Source organism: Phenylobacterium sp., from assembly GCF_030646615.1.
GTDB lineage: Bacteria > Pseudomonadota > Alphaproteobacteria > Caulobacterales > Caulobacteraceae > Phenylobacterium.
The window spans coordinates 11983-31204 of the sequence record NZ_JAUSLG010000023.1 but is presented as its reverse complement, the minus strand read 5'-3'; the positions used below and the strand labels follow the sequence as shown (position 1 = coordinate 31204).

The 19222-nt window shown below is 67.8% G+C and carries 20 protein-coding genes, 1 tRNA gene and 1 pseudogene; 18 read left to right on the top strand and 4 right to left on the bottom strand.

What is annotated here, in order from left to right; translation table 11 throughout:
* Positions 1 to 7 precede the first annotated feature (7 nt).
* The 7 genes from Q7S93_RS03710 (at position 8) to Q7S93_RS03680 (ending at position 4098) form a co-directional block, all read left to right on the top strand.
* Complete coding sequence (locus Q7S93_RS03710) at positions 8 to 538, top strand: ubiquinol-cytochrome C chaperone family protein (RefSeq protein ID WP_304712244.1); 531 nt, start codon at positions 8 to 10, stop codon at positions 536 to 538.
* Positions 535 to 1053: a YceD family protein gene (locus Q7S93_RS03705; protein WP_304712243.1), complete on the top strand. Its 519-nt coding sequence runs from the start codon at positions 535 to 537 to the stop codon at positions 1051 to 1053. The genes Q7S93_RS03710 and Q7S93_RS03705 overlap by 4 nt, the downstream gene beginning before the upstream one ends.
* Before the next feature lie 63 nt (positions 1054 to 1116).
* Entirely contained in the window at positions 1117 to 2169 is a 1053-nt protein-coding gene (gene plsX / locus Q7S93_RS03700; RefSeq protein WP_304712242.1) for a phosphate acyltransferase PlsX, read from the top strand.
* Positions 2170 to 3150, top strand: a complete 981-nt coding sequence (locus tag Q7S93_RS03695) for a beta-ketoacyl-ACP synthase III (protein WP_304712241.1) — start codon at positions 2170 to 2172, stop codon at positions 3148 to 3150. It abuts the gene before it with no gap.
* A 92-nt stretch (positions 3151 to 3242) separates the two neighbouring features.
* On the top strand, positions 3243 to 3551 hold the full coding sequence (locus Q7S93_RS03690) for an integration host factor subunit alpha (RefSeq protein ID WP_300578845.1): 309 nt from the start codon (positions 3243 to 3245) through the stop codon (positions 3549 to 3551).
* A gap of 3 nt (positions 3552 to 3554) precedes the next feature.
* Positions 3555 to 3962: a MerR family transcriptional regulator gene (locus Q7S93_RS03685; RefSeq protein ID WP_304712240.1), complete on the top strand. Its 408-nt coding sequence runs from the start codon at positions 3555 to 3557 to the stop codon at positions 3960 to 3962.
* A 59-nt stretch (positions 3963 to 4021) separates the two neighbouring features.
* A tRNA-Pro gene (locus Q7S93_RS03680) sits at positions 4022 to 4098 on the top strand.
* Positions 4099 to 4167: 69 nt separating this feature from the next.
* Here Q7S93_RS03680 and Q7S93_RS03675 read toward each other — a convergent pair.
* Together Q7S93_RS03675 and Q7S93_RS03670 are read right to left on the bottom strand one after the other, a co-directional pair.
* The gene (locus tag Q7S93_RS03675; protein ID WP_304712238.1) at positions 4168 to 4365 is read right to left on the bottom strand and encodes a DUF2842 domain-containing protein; all 198 of its coding nucleotides are present in this window, start codon (positions 4363 to 4365) and stop codon (positions 4168 to 4170) included.
* Between the two features lie 68 nt (positions 4366 to 4433).
* Positions 4434 to 4682: a GlsB/YeaQ/YmgE family stress response membrane protein gene (locus tag Q7S93_RS03670; protein WP_304712236.1), complete on the bottom strand. Its 249-nt coding sequence runs from the start codon at positions 4680 to 4682 to the stop codon at positions 4434 to 4436.
* A 167-nt stretch (positions 4683 to 4849) separates the two neighbouring features.
* Here Q7S93_RS03670 and Q7S93_RS03665 point away from each other — a divergent pair, with 167 nt between their 5' ends.
* Entirely contained in the window at positions 4850 to 5881 is a 1032-nt protein-coding gene (locus tag Q7S93_RS03665) for a COX15/CtaA family protein (RefSeq protein WP_304712234.1), read from the top strand.
* Here the strand turns inward: Q7S93_RS03665 and Q7S93_RS03660 are convergent.
* Positions 5878 to 7302: an alkaline phosphatase PhoX gene (locus Q7S93_RS03660; protein WP_304712232.1), complete on the bottom strand. Its 1425-nt coding sequence runs from the start codon at positions 7300 to 7302 to the stop codon at positions 5878 to 5880. The genes Q7S93_RS03665 and Q7S93_RS03660 overlap by 4 nt on opposite strands.
* 155 nt (positions 7303 to 7457) lie before the next feature.
* Here Q7S93_RS03660 and Q7S93_RS03655 point away from each other — a divergent pair, with 155 nt between their 5' ends.
* The 7 genes and pseudogenes from Q7S93_RS03655 (at position 7458) to Q7S93_RS03625 (ending at position 13947) form a co-directional block, all read left to right on the top strand.
* Positions 7458 to 8108, top strand: a complete 651-nt coding sequence (locus tag Q7S93_RS03655) for a 2-hydroxychromene-2-carboxylate isomerase (protein WP_304712230.1) — start codon at positions 7458 to 7460, stop codon at positions 8106 to 8108.
* A 161-nt stretch (positions 8109 to 8269) separates the two neighbouring features.
* Positions 8270 to 8743, top strand: coding sequence for a 50S ribosomal protein L13 (gene rplM / locus Q7S93_RS03650; RefSeq protein WP_304712229.1), 474 nt, complete (start codon positions 8270 to 8272; stop codon positions 8741 to 8743).
* A gap of 5 nt (positions 8744 to 8748) precedes the next feature.
* Positions 8749 to 9219, top strand: a pseudogene (gene rpsI, locus Q7S93_RS03645) (30S ribosomal protein S9).
* Between the two features lie 126 nt (positions 9220 to 9345).
* Positions 9346 to 10332 (top strand): N-acetyl-gamma-glutamyl-phosphate reductase, encoded by a 987-nt coding sequence (argC, locus tag Q7S93_RS03640; RefSeq protein ID WP_304712227.1) that lies wholly within the window; start codon positions 9346 to 9348, stop codon positions 10330 to 10332.
* A 140-nt stretch (positions 10333 to 10472) separates the two neighbouring features.
* The gene (locus tag Q7S93_RS03635) at positions 10473 to 12059 is read left to right on the top strand and encodes an ATP-binding protein (RefSeq protein ID WP_304712225.1); all 1587 of its coding nucleotides are present in this window, start codon (positions 10473 to 10475) and stop codon (positions 12057 to 12059) included.
* A 46-nt stretch (positions 12060 to 12105) separates the two neighbouring features.
* On the top strand, positions 12106 to 12603 hold the full coding sequence (msrB, locus tag Q7S93_RS03630; protein ID WP_304712223.1) for a peptide-methionine (R)-S-oxide reductase MsrB: 498 nt from the start codon (positions 12106 to 12108) through the stop codon (positions 12601 to 12603).
* A gap of 84 nt (positions 12604 to 12687) precedes the next feature.
* The gene (locus Q7S93_RS03625) at positions 12688 to 13947 is read left to right on the top strand and encodes a serine hydrolase domain-containing protein (RefSeq protein ID WP_304712221.1); all 1260 of its coding nucleotides are present in this window, start codon (positions 12688 to 12690) and stop codon (positions 13945 to 13947) included.
* A gap of 40 nt (positions 13948 to 13987) precedes the next feature.
* Here Q7S93_RS03625 and phaC read toward each other — a convergent pair whose 3' ends face one another.
* Positions 13988 to 16072 (bottom strand): class I poly(R)-hydroxyalkanoic acid synthase, encoded by a 2085-nt coding sequence (gene phaC, locus Q7S93_RS03620; RefSeq protein ID WP_304712218.1) that lies wholly within the window; start codon positions 16070 to 16072, stop codon positions 13988 to 13990.
* Between the two features lie 180 nt (positions 16073 to 16252).
* On the opposite strand from phaC, the gene Q7S93_RS03615 reads away from it, so the two are divergent.
* From Q7S93_RS03615 to Q7S93_RS03605, 3 genes are all read left to right on the top strand, one after another.
* Entirely contained in the window at positions 16253 to 16603 is a 351-nt protein-coding gene (locus Q7S93_RS03615; protein ID WP_304712216.1) for a hypothetical protein, read from the top strand.
* Between the two features lie 112 nt (positions 16604 to 16715).
* The gene (locus tag Q7S93_RS03610; RefSeq protein WP_304712358.1) at positions 16716 to 17936 is read left to right on the top strand and encodes an LL-diaminopimelate aminotransferase; all 1221 of its coding nucleotides are present in this window, start codon (positions 16716 to 16718) and stop codon (positions 17934 to 17936) included.
* A complete protein-coding gene (locus Q7S93_RS03605) occupies positions 17933 to 19222 on the top strand; it encodes a homoserine dehydrogenase (protein ID WP_304712215.1) in 1290 nt (429 codons plus the stop codon). The genes Q7S93_RS03610 and Q7S93_RS03605 overlap by 4 nt, the downstream gene beginning before the upstream one ends.

The following is a 19222-nucleotide window of genomic DNA, read 5'->3' as shown; positions in this document are numbered from 1 at the left end:
GGCCAAGATGATCCTGGAGCGTCTCTTTCGTCCAAAACCCGCAAAGGTCGCGGGGCAGAAGCTCTATGCCGAGGTCGTGTTTCAGGCCCGCCAGCCCGAATTCTACAGCCGCCTGGGGGCGCCCGACACGGTCGAGGGCCGGTTCGAACTCTATTCCCTGCATGTGGTCCTGCTGCTGGATCGTCTGAAGCGCCAGGGCGAGGCCGCCGCCGACACCGCTCAGGCCCTGTTCGACGCCTATGTCTCGGCCCTGGACGACGCCCTGCGCGAGATGGGCGTCGGCGACCTGTCGGTCGGCAAGAAGATGCGCAAGCTGGGCGAGGCCTTCTACGGCCGGGTGAAGTCGTATGAGACCGCCCTGGCGGCCCTGCCGGACGACGAGCCTCTGGCGGCCCTGCTTGGGCGCACGGTCTATGCCGAGGCTGCAGAGGCCCCCACGGCCTCGATGGTGGCCTATGTGCTGCGCCAGCGTCAGGGCCTGGCCGACCAGCCCCTGGAGGCCTTCCTCGCCGGCGACGTCGCCTGGGTGGCGCCGTGACCGAGGCCTGGACCCACCCGTTCAAGATGGGCGCCCTGGCCCGGGGGCCGGTCACTCTGCGGCTGGAGCCGGACGCGGCGATCCTCAAGGCGCTTGCGCCGCAGCTCGGCGTGCGCGCGATCAAGAGCCTCAGCGCAGATCTGCGCCTGCGCACCTGGCTGGACGGCGTGGAGATCGGCGGCCGGTTCCAGGCCGTGGTCGAACAGGAATCGGGTCTTTCCCTTGAGGTCTTCGACCAGACGGTCGAGGGGCCGATCGAGGTTCGTCTCGTGCCTGCGGGCAGCCCCAATGCGCCCGACCCGGAAGTCGAGATCGAACTTGATCCCGAATCGCCCGATCCGCCTGAAATTCTCGAAGGCGACACCGTCGACCTGGCCGCCTATGTGGTCGAACACCTGGCCGTCGAGATCGACCCCTTCCCCCGACTGCCGGGGGAAACCTTCGATTACGCGCCGCCGCAGGATGACGACTCGCCCTTCGCCGTGCTTAAGCGGCTGAAGGACGACAATGGGTGATCCTCGGCCATGCGCCGGGCACAACGCCGCGGACCTGCGGCGAACAGGGGCTGAATTCACGTCGTGAGCCAATCGGTCACCATATCCATCGACGCCATGGGCGGCGACCACGGCCCGGCCGTCACCATTCCGGCCCTGGCCCATGCCGCGGCCAAGATGGGGGAGGGGCTTTCCTTCCTCGCCCATGGGGACGCCGCCCTCATTGAGCCAGAACTGGCCTGCCTGCCGAAGCTGGCCGGCAAGGTCGAGGTGCGCCACACCGACAAGGTGGTGGCCAGCGATGAAAAGCCCGCCACGGCCCTGCGCCGGGGCAAGGGCTCGAGCATGTGGAACGCCGTCGAATCGGTGAAGATCGGCGAGGCCCAGGGGGCCGTCTCGGCCGGCAATACCGGCGCCTTGATGGCGATCTCCAAGCTCGTGCTGCGGATGAGCGCCGATCTGGAGCGCCCCTGTCTGACCGCCAGCTGGCCCACCGTCTCGGGCTTCACCACGGTGCTGGACGTCGGCGCCAATGTGGACTGCGACGCCGCGCGGCTGGTGGAGTTCGCCATCCTCGGCGAGGCCTTCCACCGCGCCGCCCATGGGGTGGAGCGCCCCAGCATCGGCCTGTTGAACGTCGGCTCTGAGGACATCAAGGGCCATGAGGAGGTCCGCGAGGCCCACCGCATGCTGCGCGAAGGCGGGTTCGGCCTGAACTATTACGGCTTCATCGAGGGGGACGACCTGACGCGCGGCGTGGTTGACGTGGTCGTCACCGACGGCTTCACCGGCAATGTGGCCCTGAAGACGGCCGAGGGTGTGGCCAAGTTCATCACCAGCGAGCTGCGCACGGCCCTGATGTCGAGCCTGCCGTCCAAGCTCGGGGCGATGATGGCGCGCAAGGCGCTGCTGGCCTTCCGCGAAAAGCTCAGCCCGCCGGCCGCAGCGCCCCTGCTTGGCCTCAATGGTGTGGTGGTCAAGAGCCATGGCGGAGCCGAGATTCGCGACTTCGCCGACGCAATTCAGGTGGCCGCGGATCTGGCGCGCAACGATTTTGTGGCCGAGATCACGCGAAGCATGACCCGTCTCGGCTTCGGCGCCAGTCCGCCGCCGCCCGCGGGCCAGGGAGGCGAGTGAGTGAGTTCCGTGCTTCGCAGCGCTGTGACCGGTGTGGGCGGCTATCTGCCCGACGACGTCGTCACCAATGACGATCTGTCCCGCTTTGTCGACACCAGCGACGAATGGATCCGCGAACGGACGGGGATCCGGCAGCGCCATCGCGCCGCGCCCGACCAGGCCGTTTCAGACCTGGCCGTGGAAGCCGCGCGCAAGGCCCTGGCGGCGGCCGGCCGCACGCCGGACGATATCGACCTGATCATCGTCGCCACCACGACCCCGGACCTGACCTTCCCGGCGACCGCGGCCATCGTCCAGCGCAAGCTGGGCTGCCCGGTGGGCATAGCTTTTGACATCCAGGCGGTCTGCTCGGGCTTCGTCTACGCCCTGTCGGTGGCTGATGGCTTCGTGGCCCATGGGCGGTCCAGGTGCGCCCTGGTGATCGGGGCCGAGACCATGACCCGGCTGATGGACTGGACCGACCGCGGCACCTGCGTGCTGTTCGGCGACGGGGCCGGCGCCGTCGTCCTGGAACCGGTGGCCGGGGCGGGGACCACTGAGGATCGCGGCCTGCTGGGCTTTGCGCTCCGCGCCGACGGGACCAAGCAGGACCTGCTCTATGTGGACGGCGGCCCCTCGACCAACGGCGAGGTGGGCAAGCTGCGGATGCAGGGCAACCAGGTGTTCCGCCACGCCGTGGTCAACATCTCCGAAGCGGTCACGGCCGCCGCGGCCGACGCCGGGATCGAGGTCGCCACGGTGGACTGGTTCGTCCCCCACCAGGCCAATATGCGGATCCTGGAAGGGGTGGCGCGGCGCCTGGGCATTCCGGAGTCCAAGGTGGTCACGACGGTGGCTGATCACGCCAACACCTCGGCGGCCTCCATCCCACTCGCCATGGCCGTCGCCGTGGCCGATGGCCGCATCAAACCCGGCGACCTTCTGTTGCTGGAGGCCATGGGCGGTGGCCTGACCTGGGGCGCCTGCGTGCTGCGCTTCTGAGTCTGGGCGCAGAACTGGACCGGAACCCTTTGACCTTGCCCGACAATCACGGCATGACGGGACCAGTTGATTTGTCCGGGGGCGGGGTACGCATGAAGGGCTCGACTCTGACGCGAGCTGATCTTTGCGAGGCGGTGCACGACGAGGTCGGACTGTCTCGGCAGGACTGCGCTACGCTCGTCGAACGCACGCTGGAGCTGATGATCCAGGCCCTCGAGGCCGGTGAACAGGTCAAGCTATCCGGCTTCGGCGTCTTCCAGGTCCGCGCCAAGCGCGCGCGCATGGGCCGCAACCCCAAGACCGGCGAGCCGGCGGCCATCGAGCCGCGCCGGGTGATCGGCTTCCGCGCATCCCAGGTGATGAAGGCGAGGGTCGACAAGGCGCTCGCAGAGGAAGACTAGGCCGTGGCCAAGGGCCCCGAGGCCTTCCGGACCATTTCGGAAGCGGCTGAGGAGCTGGACGTGCCCCAGCACGTGCTGCGGTTCTGGGAGACCAAGTTCTCGTTCATCCGCCCCATGAAGCGGGCTGGCGGGCGCCGGTTCTACCGGCCCCAGGACATTGCCGTCCTGCAGGGCGTGCGGCGGCTGCTGCACGATGAAGGCTACACGATCAAAGGCGTCCAGAAGCTCCACAAGGACCAGGGCCTGCGTCGGCTGCTGGCCGAATCGGGGGCCGATCTCGGCGGAGAGGCGCCCGATGAGACCCTCGCGGACTCTGAAATCCGCGACCGTCTGGCGCTCGTTCTGCAAGACCTCGAAGCGGCCAAGGCGCGGCTGGATCGACTGCTTGGGGACGGCGACCAACAGGCCTGACTTTGCGGGTTGCCGGGCCGCAGGCGCCCGCCTATAAGACGCGACCTCGCCGCTGGCGACGGAGCGTAGCGCAGCCTGGTAGCGCACTTGACTGGGGGTCAAGGGGTCGTGGGTTCGAATCCCGCCGCTCCGACCATCGCCTGATACGGCGGGGTCGAAACAAGCATCACTTGAGATTTTTCGCCGCCTGCGGCGCGGCCTCGCCTCAGCGGCCGCGGTTCATCCACGAGATGAGCGGCAGGATCGGCACGCCCCAGGCCAGTCCGACGACTCCGTAGAACAGGGCCTGGATGGCGATGTGGTCGGGCAGGCGCTCGCCTATGGCGACGGCGGCCACGGCATAGGCGGCCACGAAGGCGAGGATGGCGAACATGCCGATCAGCTTGCGTTGGCGCGCGCCCATGGAAAGCCCCCTCGAACCTCGCGCCGATCCGGCGCGCCCCTCCCTATAGGGCGCGCGCCGGGGGCGTGTCACTTCCGGCGGATGAGGCCCAGAATAGCCAGAAGCAGGACGGCGCCGATGGTCGAGACGATCAGGCTGCCGATAAAGCCATCGAAGGGGAAGTCGATCAGGTTGGCGATGAAGCCGCCGATCAGGGCGCCGACCAGACCCACCAGCAGGTTGGTGAAGAGCCCGTGGTCTCGCTTCATGATCTTTTCGGCGATCCAGCCGGCGAAGATGCCGATGATGATCGCGGTAAGAATTCCGACGCCGCTCATGGTTGATTGCCTCCCAGAATGCGGCCGAAATCGCCGCCCCCGATGAATGCGGTTAAGCTTGGGGAGTTCCCAATCGGCAGGCAAGCGCGGCAAGGCATGGACGGAAATGATCCCGTGCTTTAGCCCATGGCCCAACTTAAACCCAAAAGAGGCGCGATCTCGCCGTAATGACCTCGTTCCTGCGCTCGGACCGGTCGACGCCGGTCGCCCTCTGGCTCTCCATCGTGGCCGCCCTCGTCCTTGCGATGGTGGTGGTTGGCGGGGCGACTCGCCTGACCGACTCCGGCCTCTCCATCACCGAATGGAAGCCCGTCACCGGCGCCCTGCCGCCGATGTCCGACGCGCACTGGAACGCCGAATTCGCCAAATACCAGGAGATTCCCCAGTACCAGCTGGTGAACCGGGGCATGACCCTGGCTGAGTTCAAGACCATCTATTGGTGGGAGTGGGCGCACCGGTTCCTCGGGCGGCTGGTGGGCCTCGTCTACGCCCTGCCGTTCGTCTACTTCCTGGTCCGGCGGGAGATTCCCAAGCGCCTAATCCTGCGATGCGTCGGCCTTCTGGCGCTGGGCGGCCTGCAGGGCGCGATCGGGTGGTGGATGGTGGCCAGCGGACTGGCCGATCGGGTCTCGGTGGCGCCCGAGCGCCTGATGGTCCATCTGGGCCTGGCCTTCATCCTGTTCGCCGCCCTCATATGGACAGCCCTGGACGCCTGGCGTGGGGAGGCGCGGCAGCCCTTGCCCAGCCCCTGGAGCGCGCTCGCCCTGGGCCTGATGGGCCTGATCTTCCTGCAGATCCTGCTGGGGGCCCTGGTGGCCGGAAACGACGCCGGCCTTGTCTATAACGATTGGCCGCTGATGAACGGCACGCTCTTCCCCCGGGACTATGCGGGTGACGGGCTATGGGGCACCCTGGCCCACAGCCAGGGCGCGGTGCAGTTGCACCACCGGCTTGGCGGCTATGCCCTGACCCTCGCCGTCATCTGGATGGCGATCAGCGCCCGGCGGACCAACTATGTGCCGCCGCCGGCCAAGCGGCTGATGATGGCCACCACCCACGCCACCCTGCTGCAGGCCGTCCTGGGGATCGCCACCCTGATCCTGGCCGTGCCCCTGTGGCTCGGCATGTTGCATCAGCTGATGGCCGCCGTGGTCCTGGGGCTGGCGACGGCCTTCGCCTGGCGGATCCGCCGGGTCTAGACCCGGAAGCTGTTCCAGGGGCCGGTGATCGCCAGGGTCAGGCCCGGCCAGTAGATGTTGACGAAGCAGGTCGACCCGTCGGGCGAGAAGCAGGCGCCGGCCAGTTCGGCGTTCCCCTCGAAGACGTTGCGGGCGATCGTATAGACCCGGCCATCGGGGGTGATGCCCTTCAGGTGGTTGCGCAGGGTCTCCGAATAGCGGTCCTCGCAGGCGAACATGTGCCCCCAGGGCGAGATGGCCAGGTTGTCGGCGAAGTCCATGACCCGGGAATCGGTCGGCTCGACGAACAGCTCCAGCCGTCCGGGCGCGTCGGCCTCGCCGGCCTGGCCTTCGTGGGGGCTGGGGATGTAGCGCAGCACCTGACCATGGCCGGCCGGGCCGCTGGACGTGCAGGTGAAATAGACCCCCTCCGGGCTCCAGAAGATGCCTTCGCCGCGGCCGATGAAGGCCGCCCCGGCCGCCTGCATGCGCAGGCGCAGATCCTCGTGCGGATTGTCCGAGCCCTCGACATCGATCCAGACGCAGTCGCGGCTCTCGCCGACCCGCCAGGTGGGCTCCGAGCCCTTCATGTTGCGGGCGTCGCCGCCTTCGGGGGCGTTGCGGAAGCCCAGGGCCTGCAGCCGCCCGCCCTTGGCCGGGTTGCGCCGGTCATGGGGCAGGAAGCGGTAGAACAGGCCCTTGGAGTCGAAGGAGTCCTCGGTCTCGTAGATCACCCCGGTCCCGGGATCGACGGCGGCGGCCTCATGCTGGAAACGGCCCATGGCCGTGAGCGGGACGGGATCGACCAGTCCCTTGGCCGTGGCCGGGACCTCGAAGACCCAGCCGTGCGACTTGCCGAGGCCCGCCTGGGCCGAGAGGGTGGTTTCTTCGCAGGACAGCCACGAGCCCCAGGGCGTCGCCCCGCCCGCGCAGTTGATCAGGGTTCCGGTCAGGCTGAGATGCTGGCTCTCCAGCCGCTGGCTCTTCAGGTCGTAGATCAGGGTGGTGACGCCGCCGGGCAGGGGGTAGCCGTCGGGGCCGACATCGTAGGCCTGCTCGGGCTTCAGCTTGTCGATCAGCTTACGGCCCGGCCCCGTGGGGCCATAGTTCAGGTCCCGGGCATTGAGCTCATGATTGCGCAGCAGGGCGATCTTCGAGCCGCCGACTGGAATGGCGGCCATGCCGTCGGCCTTGTAGGGGACGAAAAACCCGTCATCCATCGTCTGGCCGGCGTGGGAGATCACCCGGTAGGAAAAGCCCTCGGGCAGATCGAGGATCTTGTAGGGATCGGGGATCAGCGGGCCATAGCCATGGACCTCGTTGAGATAGGTTTCGCCGGCAGCCTGGGCGGCCGCGGTCTGAGCCTTGGCGCGCATCGCGTAGCCCGAAAAGGCGGCGCCGGCCGCAGCGGCGCCTAGCAGGGCGCGACGGTGAAGGGGCATGGGGAATCCGTGATCAGGCATCTGTGTCGCCGCATCATACGACAAAGCCATGGCGAGGCGATGACGAACGCTGGGGTCTTGGATGAAGACGAAGTGACAGTTATCATGCCAAAATAACGAAGGCCGCGACGGCTTTGCGGCCAAAAGGGATGCCTATGACCCTGACCTACGACCTCTACTGGTCCTTCCGCTCGCCCTATTCCTACATGATCACACCGCGGCTGATGGCCCTGGAGGCGGCCTTCGACGTGAAGGGGAACATCCGCCCGGTCTATCCCCTGGCCGTTCGCACACCGGAATTCTTCGAGACCCGGGACCCCCTCTGGTTCAGCTATTTCCTCGCGGACATTCACCGGGAGGCGGCCTTCCTGGGCCTGCCGTTCGCCTGGCCGCGCCCGGACCCGGTCTTGATGGACATGGCCACGCGCACCTATCCCAAGGAACAGCCGCACATCCATCGCCTGACCCAGATGGGCGTCGCCGCGGCCGAGCGGGGGCGGGGCCTGGCCTATCTGACCGAGGTCAGCCGGTTGATCTGGAGCGGCGAGGTGGAGAACTGGCACCAGGGCGACCACCTGGCCCGGGCCGCCGAACGCGCCGGCCTCGATCCCGAAGAGCTGGCCAGCGCCGTCGACGCTGAATCGGCCCGCCTCGACGCCGTCGTCGAGGCCAATCAGGCGGCGCAGCGCCAGGCCGGCCACTACGGGGTGCCAATGATCGCCTTCAACGGCGAGCCCTTCTTTGGTCAGGACCGCTTCGACCAGTTCAAATGGCGGCTGGAGCAGCAGGGCTTGCAGGCGCGATAGCCGCCGTCAGTCTTTCGCGGTAATATGATACCAGCAGCCCGCAGGCCGTGTTTTATAAGGCTTTCCGGGCCATTCGTGTTGACAAGGTGGCGTGCGACCCGTACATGCCGCGCCTCACGTCGCCGGCGCCTTGCCGCCGTCGCAACTTACGGATCGTCCCCATGATGAAGACCACGGCTTCTTTGAAGCCCGCCGAGGTCGAGAAGAAGTGGATCGTGATCGATGCTGAGAACGCCGTGGTCGGCCGCCTCGCCTCGTTCATCGCCATGCGTCTTCGCGGCAAGCATCGGCCCGACTACACCCCGCACGTCGATTGCGGCGACTTCGTCGTCATCGTCAACGCCGACAAGGTGAAGTTCACCGGCAAGAAGCTGACCGACAAGGTCTATTACTGGCACACCGGCCACCCGGGCGGCATCAAGGAACGGACCGCGGACAAGATCCTCGGCGGCAAGTTCCCCGAGCGCATCCTGGAAAAGGCCGTGGAGCGCATGCTCCCCAAGGAAAGCCCCCTGGCCCGCAAGCAGATGACTCACCTGCGCATCTATACGAGCGCTGAGCATCCGCACGCCGCCCAGAACCCCGAGACCATCGCGTTCGCCGAGATGAACGCCAAGAACGTGCGGAGCGCCTGAGGCCCATGTCCGAGACCCAAGGTTTCGAGGCCCTGCAAAGCCTCTCTTCCAACCCCGAATCCGCGCCGCGCGAACCGGTCATCGACCAGTACGGCCGCGCCTACGCCACCGGCAAGCGCAAGAACGCCGTGGCCCGCGTGTGGATCAAGCCCGGCATGGGCGTGATCTCCATCAACGGCCGCACCGAGGAAGTCTAGTTTGCGGGACCCGTGCTGCGCATGTTGTTCGCCCAGCCGCTGGAGATCGCCGACCGCCTGGGCCAGTTCGACGTCATCGTGACCGTGAAGGGCTCTGGCCTTTCGGGTCAGGCCGGCGCGGTTCGCCACGGCATCGCCAAGGCGCTGACCTATTATGAGCCGGGCCTGCGTCCGGTGCTGAAGCCGCACGGCTTCCTGACCCGCGACTCCCGCGTTGTTGAGCGTAAGAAGTACGGCAAGGCCAAGGCCCGCCGTAGCTTCCAGTTCTCGAAGCGCTAATCGCGCGCGAACACCGCGTATGCGAAAGGGGGCGCTTCGGGAGACCGGAGCGCCCTTTTTCTTGTCCATCGTCCCAGTTCTTCTTCATCGCCCCCAGTTCTTGTTTATCGTTTATGGGAGACGACCATGGCCCACAGGATCTTCATCGACGGCGAGGCCGGCACCACGGGCCTGCAGATCCGCCAGCGTCTCGCCGACCGGCGCGACCTGGAGGTGGTGTCGATCGATCCGGCGCGGCGCAAGGACCCCACAGCCCGGGCCGAGTTGCTCAACAGCGTTGACGTGGCGATTCTCTGCCTGCCCGACGAGGGGGCGCGGGAGGCCGTGGCGATGATCGAAAACCCCGATGTTCGGGTGATCGACCCCTCTACGGCGCACCGGACGGCGCCGGGCTGGGTGTTCGGCTTTCCGGAACTGGCGCCGAGCCATCGCGGCGCCATCGCCGCCTCCAAGCGGGTGACCAATCCCGGCTGCTGGTCCACCGGTTTCATCGCCCTGGTGGCGCCCCTGGTGCGGGCGGGCCTGATCCCGGCCGAGGCCGCGCTCAGCGTCCATGGGGTTTCGGGCTATTCCGGCGGCGGCAAGGGGCTGATCGAAGAGTTCGAGCAGGGGCCGCCCCCGTCATCGGCCGACGCCTTCCGGCCCTATGGTCTGACCATGGCGCACAAGCATCTGCCGGAGATGGTCGCCTATACGGGTCTTGCTCATCCGCCGATCTTTTCGCCGGCGGTGGGCCGCTACGCCCAGGGGATGATCGTCGAGGTCCCCGTGGCCCTGTGGGCGCTGGCCGGGCGTCCGGCGGCGGCGGATCTGCGCGCCGCCCTATCGGAAGCCTATGCCGGCGAGGCCTTCGTCGAGGTGGCGACCGACCTGGAGACGGCCCAGCTCAGCCAGGCGCGGGCGGGCGCCGGCGGCTATGTGGAGGCCCTGGACCCAGAGGCGCTGAACGGCACGAACGGCCTGCGGCTCTACGTGTTCGGCGACGAGGCCAAGGGCCAGGCCCGCCTGCTGGCGGTGCTGGACAATCTGGGGAAGGGCGCCTCCGGCGCCGCTGTGCAGAACCTGAACCTGATGCTTGGCCTGGATGAGGGGGAAGGATTGAGTCGCCCCTAGGGATATGCAGAATTCGGCGCGACTGATGTCGATTCTGTCCCTCCCGCCGCCGCTTCTCCCCGCGCCCGCAATCAGAGCTTAACTTCGCCCGCCTAAATCTGCCGGGGTCGTCGTTCGACGCTTATAAGGATCTCTCGCCCATGACCCATGCGTCATTCGTCGATCCGCAGGGCGACGCGCCGGCCCGGGGCCGGGATGGGTGGGATCTCGATATGGGGACCTTCTTCGAGGTGTCCCTCGACCTGCTGGTGATCCGCGACCTCGACGGGCGTGTGCTCAAGGCCAGCCGCTCCTGGCAGACCACCCTTGGTCACGACCCCGAGGATATGGAAGGCCTGCCTCTGCTGCGCCTGGTCCATCCTGACGACCTTCCCGGCACCCACAACAGCGTCACCGAGGTGGAGCTGCGCCGGCCCGGCGATCCCGTCCTGGGGTTCATCAACCGCTATCGGCACCGCAATGGCGGGTATCGCACCCTGGAATGGCGCGCCCAGCGGTTCGGCGATCGCATCTATGGCGTCGCCCGGGACGTGACCGAGCGGGTCGCCGCCGAGCGCGAACTGCGCGAGGCCAAGGCGGCGGCTGAGGCGGCCAGCCGGGCCAAGACCGATTTCCTCGCCAATATGAGCCACGAGGTGCGGACGCCCCTCAATGGTGTGATCGGCATTATCGACGCCCTGGCGCGGACCCCCCTGAGCCCCGAGCAGGCCGAAATGGTCGGCCTCGTCCGGGATTCCGGGGTGATCCTTGAGCGGCTGGTGTCGGACTTCCTGATCGTCTCCAAGATCGAGGCGGGCCAGCTCGAGTTGGAGCCCCAGCCTTTCGACCTGGACGAGGCCCTGCGCCCCTATATCGAGGTCACCCGCCACCGGGTGGATGACAAGGGCCTTACTCTGAAGGTCGAACACGACGCGGTCGCCAAGGGACGTTTTCTCGGCGACGCGACGCGCATCGGCCAGATCGTCAACAATCTACTGTCCAATGCGGTGAAGTTCACGGAGCAAGGCCAGGTCACCCTGCGGATCGGGCGGATCGAGACGCCGAATGGCGATTGCGTGACCTTCGAGGTCGAGGACACCGGGGTCGGCTTCGACGCCGACCAGGCGGCGCGGCTCTTTGACCGCTTCAGCCAGGCCGACGCCACGATCAGCCGTCGGTTTGGCGGCACGGGCCTGGGTCTTTCGATCTGCCGCGCCCTCACCGACCTGATGGGCGGAGAGATCTCGGCGATGTCGCAACCGGGGCAGGGAAGCCGCTTCATGGTCTCCCTTCCCCTGCCGCGGGCCGAGGCTCTGCCGGAAGGCGAGGGCGCGCGCCCGAGGCCGGCGGATTCGGGGCCAACCTGTGCGCGGCCGCTGCGGGTGCTGCTGGCCGAGGATCACCCCACCAACCAGCGGGTGGTCCAGTTGATCCTGGCCAGCCAGGCCGTGGAGCTGTTGACCGTCGAGGATGGTCTTCAGGCGGTGTCGGCCTTCGCCTCGGGCGCCTTCGATGTCGTCCTGATGGACATGCAGATGCCGCACATGGACGGCCTGGCCGCGACCCGCGCCATCCGGGCCCTGGAGGTCGAGCGGGGGTCGGCGCCGACGCCTATCGTCATGCTGAGCGCCAACGCCATGGTGGAGCACCAGAACGAGGCTTTGGCGGCTGGCGCGGACATCCATGTGGCCAAGCCGATCACGGCGGCCACCCTGTTGAGCGGGATCCAGGCGGTCGTCTCCGCCTAATCATCGCGGCCTCATCCAGGGCCCGATTTCCCACGTATGATGAGGCATGAACCTCATGCACGCCTTTCATCGTCGGGGCTTCCTGCTGGGCGCCAGCGCGCTGGCCGCCTGCAGCGGCGGATCGCAGGCCCAGGCCGCCGACGCCCATGCCAATTCCTCCTGGCGCAAGCTGACCGACGCCCAGTGGAAGAGCCGCCTGTCGCCGGCCGCCTATCAGGTCCTGCGTCGCGAAGGCACAGAGCGGGCCGGCTCCAGCCCTCTGGACCGCGAAAAGCGCAAGGGGACCTTCGTCTGCGCCGGGTGCGAACTGCCGTTGTTCAAGTCGGACTGGAAGTATGACAGCGGCACCGGCTGGCCGAGCTTCCACACCTATATCGACGGCGCCCTGGGCGAGAAGACCGACTTCAAGATCGGCATGCCTCGCACCGAGTACCACTGCGCTCGCTGCCTCGGCCACCAGGGCCATGTGTTCAAGGACGGCCCGCGCCCTACCGGCCTACGCTATTGCAACAATGGGGTGGCGCTGAAGTTCGTGCCCGCCTGACGCGAGACGCGCGCCACATCTGGTCCGCAGTACGGCGGCGCCCTAAGAGTGCTCCCAACAAGAAAAGCATCTTAGGGAGGCACTATGCGACTTCATCCTGCGCGCCGGCTGGCCGCGGCGGCTTCGGCCCTGACCCTGGCGGTCCTCATCACCGGCCCGGTCCTCGCCGCCGACGTCCCCATGGCCGCCCCCGCGGAGGCCGGCTTCACGGCCTCGGGCGTCGAGGCGCTGAAGCGCGAAATGCAGGCCCTGGTCGACCAGAAGAAGCTGGCCGGCGCCGTCACCCTGCTGGCCCGCCAGGGCAAGGTTGTCCACTTCGAAGCCTATGGCGTCCAGGACGTGGCCACGGGTCAGGCGACCGACCGCGACACCATCTATCGCATCGCGTCAATGACCAAGCCGATCACCGGCGTGGCCATGATGATCCTCTGGGAAGAGGGCCGGTGGAGCCTGGACGATCCGGTCGCCAGGCACATCCCGGAATTCGCGGACCTGCAGGTGGCCACGGCGGACGGCGGAACCGAGCCCCAGGCCCATCCCATGACCATGCGCGAGTTGATGAGCCACACGGCCGGCTTCGATGTCAGCGCCGGCTATGACGACGACGGCCTGCAGGACGGCGACCTCCAGGCGATGATCGACAAGCTGGCCGCCCTGCCGCTGGCCGTTCAGCCGGGAACCGACTGGCGCTATGGGCCGAGCGTCAACATCCAGGGCTATATCGTCGAAAAGCTGTCAGGCCAGAGCCTGGACGCCTTCTTCAAGAGCCGGATCTTCGATCCCCTGAAGATGGATGACACCGGCTTCCATGTGGACAGCGCCAAGCTGTCGCGGGTGTCGGCGGTGCACACCTATGGGGAGGATGGCCTGATCGCCCCGGCCGGCGAGGTGAGGGCCGCGCCCACCAGCCGACCCGCCTTCCTGTCGGGCAGCGGCGGCCTGTTCTCCACCGCCGAGGACTACTGGCGCTTCGCCCAGATGCTGGCCAACGAGGGTGAGCTGGACGGCGCGCGCATCCTGAAGGCCGACACGGTCGAGCTCATGCGCACCAATGTGCTGGCCGAAGGCGTGACGGTCGATCTCTATGGTCCTAGCCAGGCCGGGACCGGCTTTGGCCTGGACTTCGCGGTCATCAATGATCCCCAGGCCGCCGGCACGCCCCAGGGGCTGAACTCCTTCTATTGGGGCGGCGCCTTCGGGACCTGGTTCTGGATCGACCCCACCAATGACCTGGTCTTTGTCGGCATGATTCAGAACCTGCGGGGCAGCATCCCCGGCGCCGGCACGCCGGCCATGCGGGATATCTCGCCGCGCCTGGTCTACGAGGCCCTGACGACCGACTGATAGGGTCGGGCCGCCACCGACGTTCGGTGGCGGCCCGTTCCTAGGACTTCACCTGAACATAGCCGCCCGGCGCATCCTCGATCGGCTTGAGCGGACCCTTGGCCGGGTCGCGGGCCGGGACCATGCCGCCGGAATGCGACTTCAGCCACACGATCCAGTGGGGCCACCAGGAGCCGGGGGTCTCGACGGCGTTGGCCTGCCAGTCGACCAGGCTTTCGGGGAGCTGGTCGTAGGTCCAGTGCTGGTACTTCTTGGCGGCCGGCGGATTGACCCCGCCGGCGATGTGGCCGGACCCCGACAGGGTGAAGGTGGTGGGGCCGCCGAACAGACGCGCGCCGCGATAGACAGAACCCGCCGGGGCGATGTGGTCCTCCCGGGAGGACTGCACATAGACCGGCGTCTTCACCGCCCCCAGGTCCAGGCGCACCCCGTCCAGTTCCAGCTGGCCCTTGGCCAGGGCGTTCTGGCCGTAGAACTGGCGCAGATAGAACATGTGCAGCGCCTTGGGCATGCGGGTCTGGTCGGAATTCCAGAACAGCAGGTCGAAGGGTCGCGGCTCCTTGCCCATCAGATAGTTGTTCACGAAGAACGACCAGATCAGGTCGTTGGAGCGCAGGACATTGAAGGTGTCGGCCATGGCCTGGCCCGACAGCACGCCGCCCTCGGCGTCCATCTTCTGTTCCAGGTCCTTCAGCCAGGACTCGTCGGTGAACAGCAGCAGGTCGCCGGCCTCGCTGAAATCCTGCTGGGCGGCGAAGAAGGTGGCCGAGGCGATCCGCTCGTCCCCCTTGGCGGCCATATGGCCCAGGGCCGCCGACAACAGCGTGCCGCCGATGCAGTAGCCGACCGCGTTCAGGCGATCGACGCCCGCCTGCTTCATGGCCGCGTCGGTGGCCTCATAGATGCCCTGGCGCAGATAGTCCTCGAAGGTCTTGCCGGCCAGGCTCTTGTCGGGGTTCACCCACGAGGCGACAAAGACCGTGATCCCCTGGTCGGCCAGCCAGCGGATCATCGAATTGTCCGGGCGAAGATCCAGGATGTAGAACTTGTTGATCCACGGCGGGAAGATGATGAGCGGAAGCTCATGCACCTCCGGCGTCGAGGGGGAGAACTGCAGGAGCTGAAGCAGCTCGTTCTGGAACACGACCTTGCCCGGCGCAGTGGCGACATTCTCGCCAATCTTGAACTGCTCGTAGTCGGTCTGGCTGATCGCCAACTGGCCGCCCCCGCGGGCGAGGTCGGCGGCGAAGTTCTCCATGCCGCGGACCAGGCTCTCGCCGCCGGTGGCCATGATTTCGCGCATGGCCGTGGGGTTGGAGGCCAGGAAGTTGGTGGGCGAAAAGGCGTCGGTCAGCAGCTTCATGAAGAACTCGACGCGACGCCGCGAGATGGGCTCGACGCCTTCGACCCCGCCCACCAGGCCCTGCAGCCAGTCGGCCGTGACCAGGTAGGACTGCTTCATCACGTCGAAGACCGGATTGTCCGACCAGTCCGGGTCGAGGAAACGCTTGTCGCCCTTGAGCGGCTGGGCGACCGGATCTGGCGTTTCGCCCGCCATTCGTCGGGCGGTGGCCTGCCAGAGATCCATGTAGCGGGTCAGGAGATCGGCCTGGGCCCTGACCAGGCGATCTGGCTGACTGGCCAGTTTGCCCATGACCTCGGTCAGGGACGGGCCGATATGGAAGGGATCTGGCGACAGGGCGGCGGGGCGATCGGCCTGCCGCAGGGCCGCCTCGGCGATCGCGCCCTGGGCGGTCATGGCGGCGCGGGCGAGGTTGGCGGACAGGTTCTCCAGCAGGCGCCGCTGCTCGGCCGTGAGGTCCGGGAAGGCGGCGGCGGGCGCCTCCTGCGGCGCGGCGGGGGGCGCGTTTGGCGGCGGCGCCTGGGCGATCTCAGGCTGTGGGCGCCGCGGGGGCTGCGGTTTGGATTTGCGGGCGGGTTTTGGGGCGGGTTTTGGCGCGGCCTTCGGCGCCGGCGAAGCCTTGGCTTCAACCGGCGAAGCGGCCGCCTTTGCGGGAGCCTTGTCGGCGGCCTTGTCGGCGGCCTTGGTCTTGGGCGGGAGCGACTTGGACTTGGTGCGGCTCTTGGAGCCAGAACCCTTGGTCTGCGAGCCTTTTTCGCTCATGGAACGCCATCCTCCCGGCAGGTGGGCCGATTGCAGCCCTTTCACTGGGTCGCATCATGTCATAAGAGCGAGACCGATATGAACGTCTTGGCTCGCCTTTTTCCAAACGCACCAGATGCCCGGTCGTGGCGTGGCGCAGGCGCGTGCCTGGGTCTCTCGATCCTGGGCGGCTGCGCCGGCGTGAGCCCGTTCGCCACCGCCCCTGTCGATCCCGAGTCGCCGGCCGCTCAGGCGGTGATCGCCGGGGCCCGGGCCGACACCGCCTATCCGAAGTTCAGCGACATTCCCCCGACGCCGGCCAATCCTCGCCCGGCCCGCGATTGGGCGCAGGCGGTGGCCGGGGCCGAGTCCGCCGGCGCGCAACTGGCGGCCCAGACGGCGCCGGAGACCTGGACCCTGGACGGCACGTCGGCCTTCGCCGCCCGCGCCCAGGCCGATGTCACGCCGCCGCCGGCGATCACCATGAGCGACACCGAGGCCTTCGCGCGCGACGCCAGGGCGCGAGCTACACCGCCTCCGTCGCCCCGTTGAGGGGGCCTGCGGAGGCGAAAAGTTCCCCGAGCCTGCTTGGCGGACTCCAGCCCGGAGTCTATCCATGCGCGACTTTCAGCTCCCCAACGCCGCAGCAGCGGCAGAGCTTGCAATGACCCCCGAATTCCACCGCATCCGACGCCTCCCGCCCTATGTCCTCGAGGAGGTGAACCGCATCAAGGCGCGGCTCCGCGCCGAGGGCACCGACATCATCGACTTCGGCATGGGCAATCCCGACATGCCGACGCCCAAGCACATCGTCGAAAAGATGATCGAGACCGCCCGCGATCCCAAGGCGGGCCGCTATTCGGCCTCCAAGGGCATCATCGGCCTGCGTCGCGCCATGGCCGGCTACTACAAGCGCCGCTTCGGCGTGACGCTGAACCCCGACACCGAGGTGATCGCCACCCTGGGCTCCAAGGAAGGCTTCGCCAACCTGGCCCAGGCCCTGACCGCGCCGGGCGACGTCATCATCTGCCCCAACCCGGCCTATCCGATCCACGCCTACGGCTTCATCATGGCCGGCGGCGTGATCCGCCACGTGCCGGCCCATTCGCCGGAAGAGTACCTGGCCGGGGTCAGCCGGGCGGTGAAGCACTCCGCGCCGCCCCCCAGCGTGCTGATCCTGTCCTATCCGTCCAACCCGACCGCCCAGTGCGTGGACCTGGACTTCTACAAGGACGCCATCGCGCTGGCCCGGAAGCACGACCTGCTGGTGATTTCCGACATCGCCTATTCGGAGATCTATTTCGACGACAACCCGCCGCCGTCGGTCCTGCAGGTCGAGGGCGCCAAGGACATCGCCGTCGAGGTCAATTCCCTGTCCAAGACCTACGCCATGGCCGGCTGGCGGGTCGGCATGGTGGTGGGCAATGAGCGGATCTGTAATGCGCTCGCCCGGGTGAAGTCCTATCTGGACTATGGCGCCTATACGCCGATCCAGGTGGCCGCCGCCGCCGCGCTCAACGGTCCTCAGGACTGCGTCGCCGAGATCCGAGCCATCTACAAGTCCCGCCGCGACGTGCTGGTGGAATCCATGAAGCGCGCCGGCTGGGATATTCCATCGCCCCAGGCGTCGATGTTCGCCTGGGCGCCCGTGCCCGAGAAATTCAAGGAGGCCGGGGCTCTGATGTTCTCCAAGCTGCTGATCGAAGAGGCCGGCGTGGCCGTCGCGCCGGGCGTGGGCTTTGGCGAATACGGCGAAGGCTATGTGCGCGTCGGTCTGGTGGAGAACGAGCACCGCATCCGCCAGGCGGCCCGCAACGTGAAGAAATTCCTCGGCGCCGCCGATGAGATCCTCGAGCGGGCGCACAACACCATGGCCGCCCAATGAGCCCGCGGGACTGGCGGATCGGCGTCGCCGGCCTGGGCACCGTCGGTACGGGCCTGCTGACCTTTCTTGACGAGCGTCCCGGCTTCGCGCCGGCCGGCGGTCAGGCCCGCGTCACCGGCGTCTCGGCCCGGTCGCGGACGAGGCCCCGGGTGTTCGACATCTCGAATCTTCCCTGGTTCGACGATCCCGTGGCCCTGGCCCAGTCGGACGAGATCGACATCTTCGTCGAGCTGATTGGCGGTTCGGACGGCCCGGCCAAGGCGGCGGTGGAAGCCGCGCTGAAGGCCGGCAAGCCCGTGGTCACCGCCAACAAGGCCCTGATCGCCGAGCACGGCGCGGCGCTTGCGGCCCTGGCCGAGGCCGCCGGCGTTCCCCTGCTGTTCGAGGCCGCCGTGATGGGCGGCACGCCGGCGGTGAAGATGGTCCGCGAGGCCATGGTCGGCGACGACGTCCGCAGCCTGTCGGGCATTCTGAACGGCACCTGCAACTTCATCCTGACCGAGATGGAGCAGGGGGGCCGCGCCTTCGAGGACGTCCTCGCCGAGGCCCAGCGCCTGGGCTATGCCGAGGCCGATCCGACCATGGACGTGGGCGGCTTCGATGCGGCCCACAAGATCACCATCCTGGCGGCGCTGGCCTTCAACTGCGCCCCGGACTTCGCCGCCTGCGAAGTGGAGGGGATCAATCAGGTCGAGCTGCTCGACATCCGCATGGCCAAGGACCTGGGCTATCGCATCAAGCTGATCGCCTCGGCCGACCGCAGCGACGAGGGGGTCTCGGTGCGGGTCCATCCCTCGCTGGTGCCTCTGGCCCATCCCCTGGCCCAGGCCGGCGGCGCGCTCAACGCCCTGTTCATCGAAGGCGAGCGGCTGGGCCGCATCTTCATCCAGGGCGCCGGCGCCGGCGCTGGCCCGACGGCGGCGGCCGTGGCCGCCGACATCGCCGACGTGATGACCCAGGCCGTTCGCCCGGTCTTCCAGCGGCCCGCCACCGAACTGGCGGCCTTCACCCCGGTGGACCGCAGCCGCAGCCTTGTGCGCGCCTATCTGCGCCTGCTGGTCAAGGACGAGCCCGGCGTGATCGCGGCGGTCTCCGAGACCCTGGCCGAGGCCGGCGTCTCCATCGAGAGCTTCCTGCAGAAGCCCGTCGAGGATGCGCAAGGGGTGCCGATCGTGCTGACCACCCATTCGGTGTCCGAGGCGGTGCTGGCCGAGGCGGTGGCGCGCATCGGCGGGCATCCGGCGGTGATCGAAGCGCCCCGGCTGATGCGAATCGCACGGATCTGA

Excerpts from the sequence above, each read along its gene's own strand:
- Q7S93_RS03675 (WP_304712238.1), bottom strand. The coding sequence starts at position 4,365 with ATGGGCGCGCGCCAACGCAAGCTGATCGGCATGTTCGCCATCCTCGCC.
- Q7S93_RS03660 (WP_304712232.1), bottom strand. The coding sequence starts at position 7,302 with ATGCCCCTTCACCGTCGCGCCCTGCTAGGCGCCGCTGCGGCCGGCGCC.
- rplM (WP_304712229.1), top strand. The coding sequence starts at position 8,270 with ATGATGAAGACCACGGCTTCTTTGAAGCCCGCCGAGGTCGAGAAGAAG.
- Q7S93_RS03605 (WP_304712215.1), top strand. The coding sequence starts at position 17,933 with ATGAGCCCGCGGGACTGGCGGATCGGCGTCGCCGGCCTGGGCACCGTC.
- argC (WP_304712227.1), top strand. The coding sequence starts at position 9,346 with ATGGCCCACAGGATCTTCATCGACGGCGAGGCCGGCACCACGGGCCTG.
- Q7S93_RS03610 (WP_304712358.1), top strand. The coding sequence starts at position 16,716 with ATGACCCCCGAATTCCACCGCATCCGACGCCTCCCGCCCTATGTCCTC.
- Q7S93_RS03670 (WP_304712236.1), bottom strand. The coding sequence starts at position 4,682 with ATGAGCGGCGTCGGAATTCTTACCGCGATCATCATCGGCATCTTCGCC.
- Q7S93_RS03665 (WP_304712234.1), top strand. The coding sequence starts at position 4,850 with ATGACCTCGTTCCTGCGCTCGGACCGGTCGACGCCGGTCGCCCTCTGG.
- Q7S93_RS03635 (WP_304712225.1), top strand. The coding sequence starts at position 10,473 with ATGACCCATGCGTCATTCGTCGATCCGCAGGGCGACGCGCCGGCCCGG.
- msrB (WP_304712223.1), top strand. The coding sequence starts at position 12,106 with ATGAACCTCATGCACGCCTTTCATCGTCGGGGCTTCCTGCTGGGCGCC.
- Q7S93_RS03710 (WP_304712244.1), top strand. The coding sequence starts at position 8 with ATGATCCTGGAGCGTCTCTTTCGTCCAAAACCCGCAAAGGTCGCGGGG.
- phaC (WP_304712218.1), bottom strand. The coding sequence starts at position 16,072 with ATGAGCGAAAAAGGCTCGCAGACCAAGGGTTCTGGCTCCAAGAGCCGC.
- Q7S93_RS03655 (WP_304712230.1), top strand. The coding sequence starts at position 7,458 with ATGACCCTGACCTACGACCTCTACTGGTCCTTCCGCTCGCCCTATTCC.
- Q7S93_RS03625 (WP_304712221.1), top strand. The coding sequence starts at position 12,688 with ATGCGACTTCATCCTGCGCGCCGGCTGGCCGCGGCGGCTTCGGCCCTG.
- Q7S93_RS03690 (WP_300578845.1), top strand. The coding sequence starts at position 3,243 with ATGAAGGGCTCGACTCTGACGCGAGCTGATCTTTGCGAGGCGGTGCAC.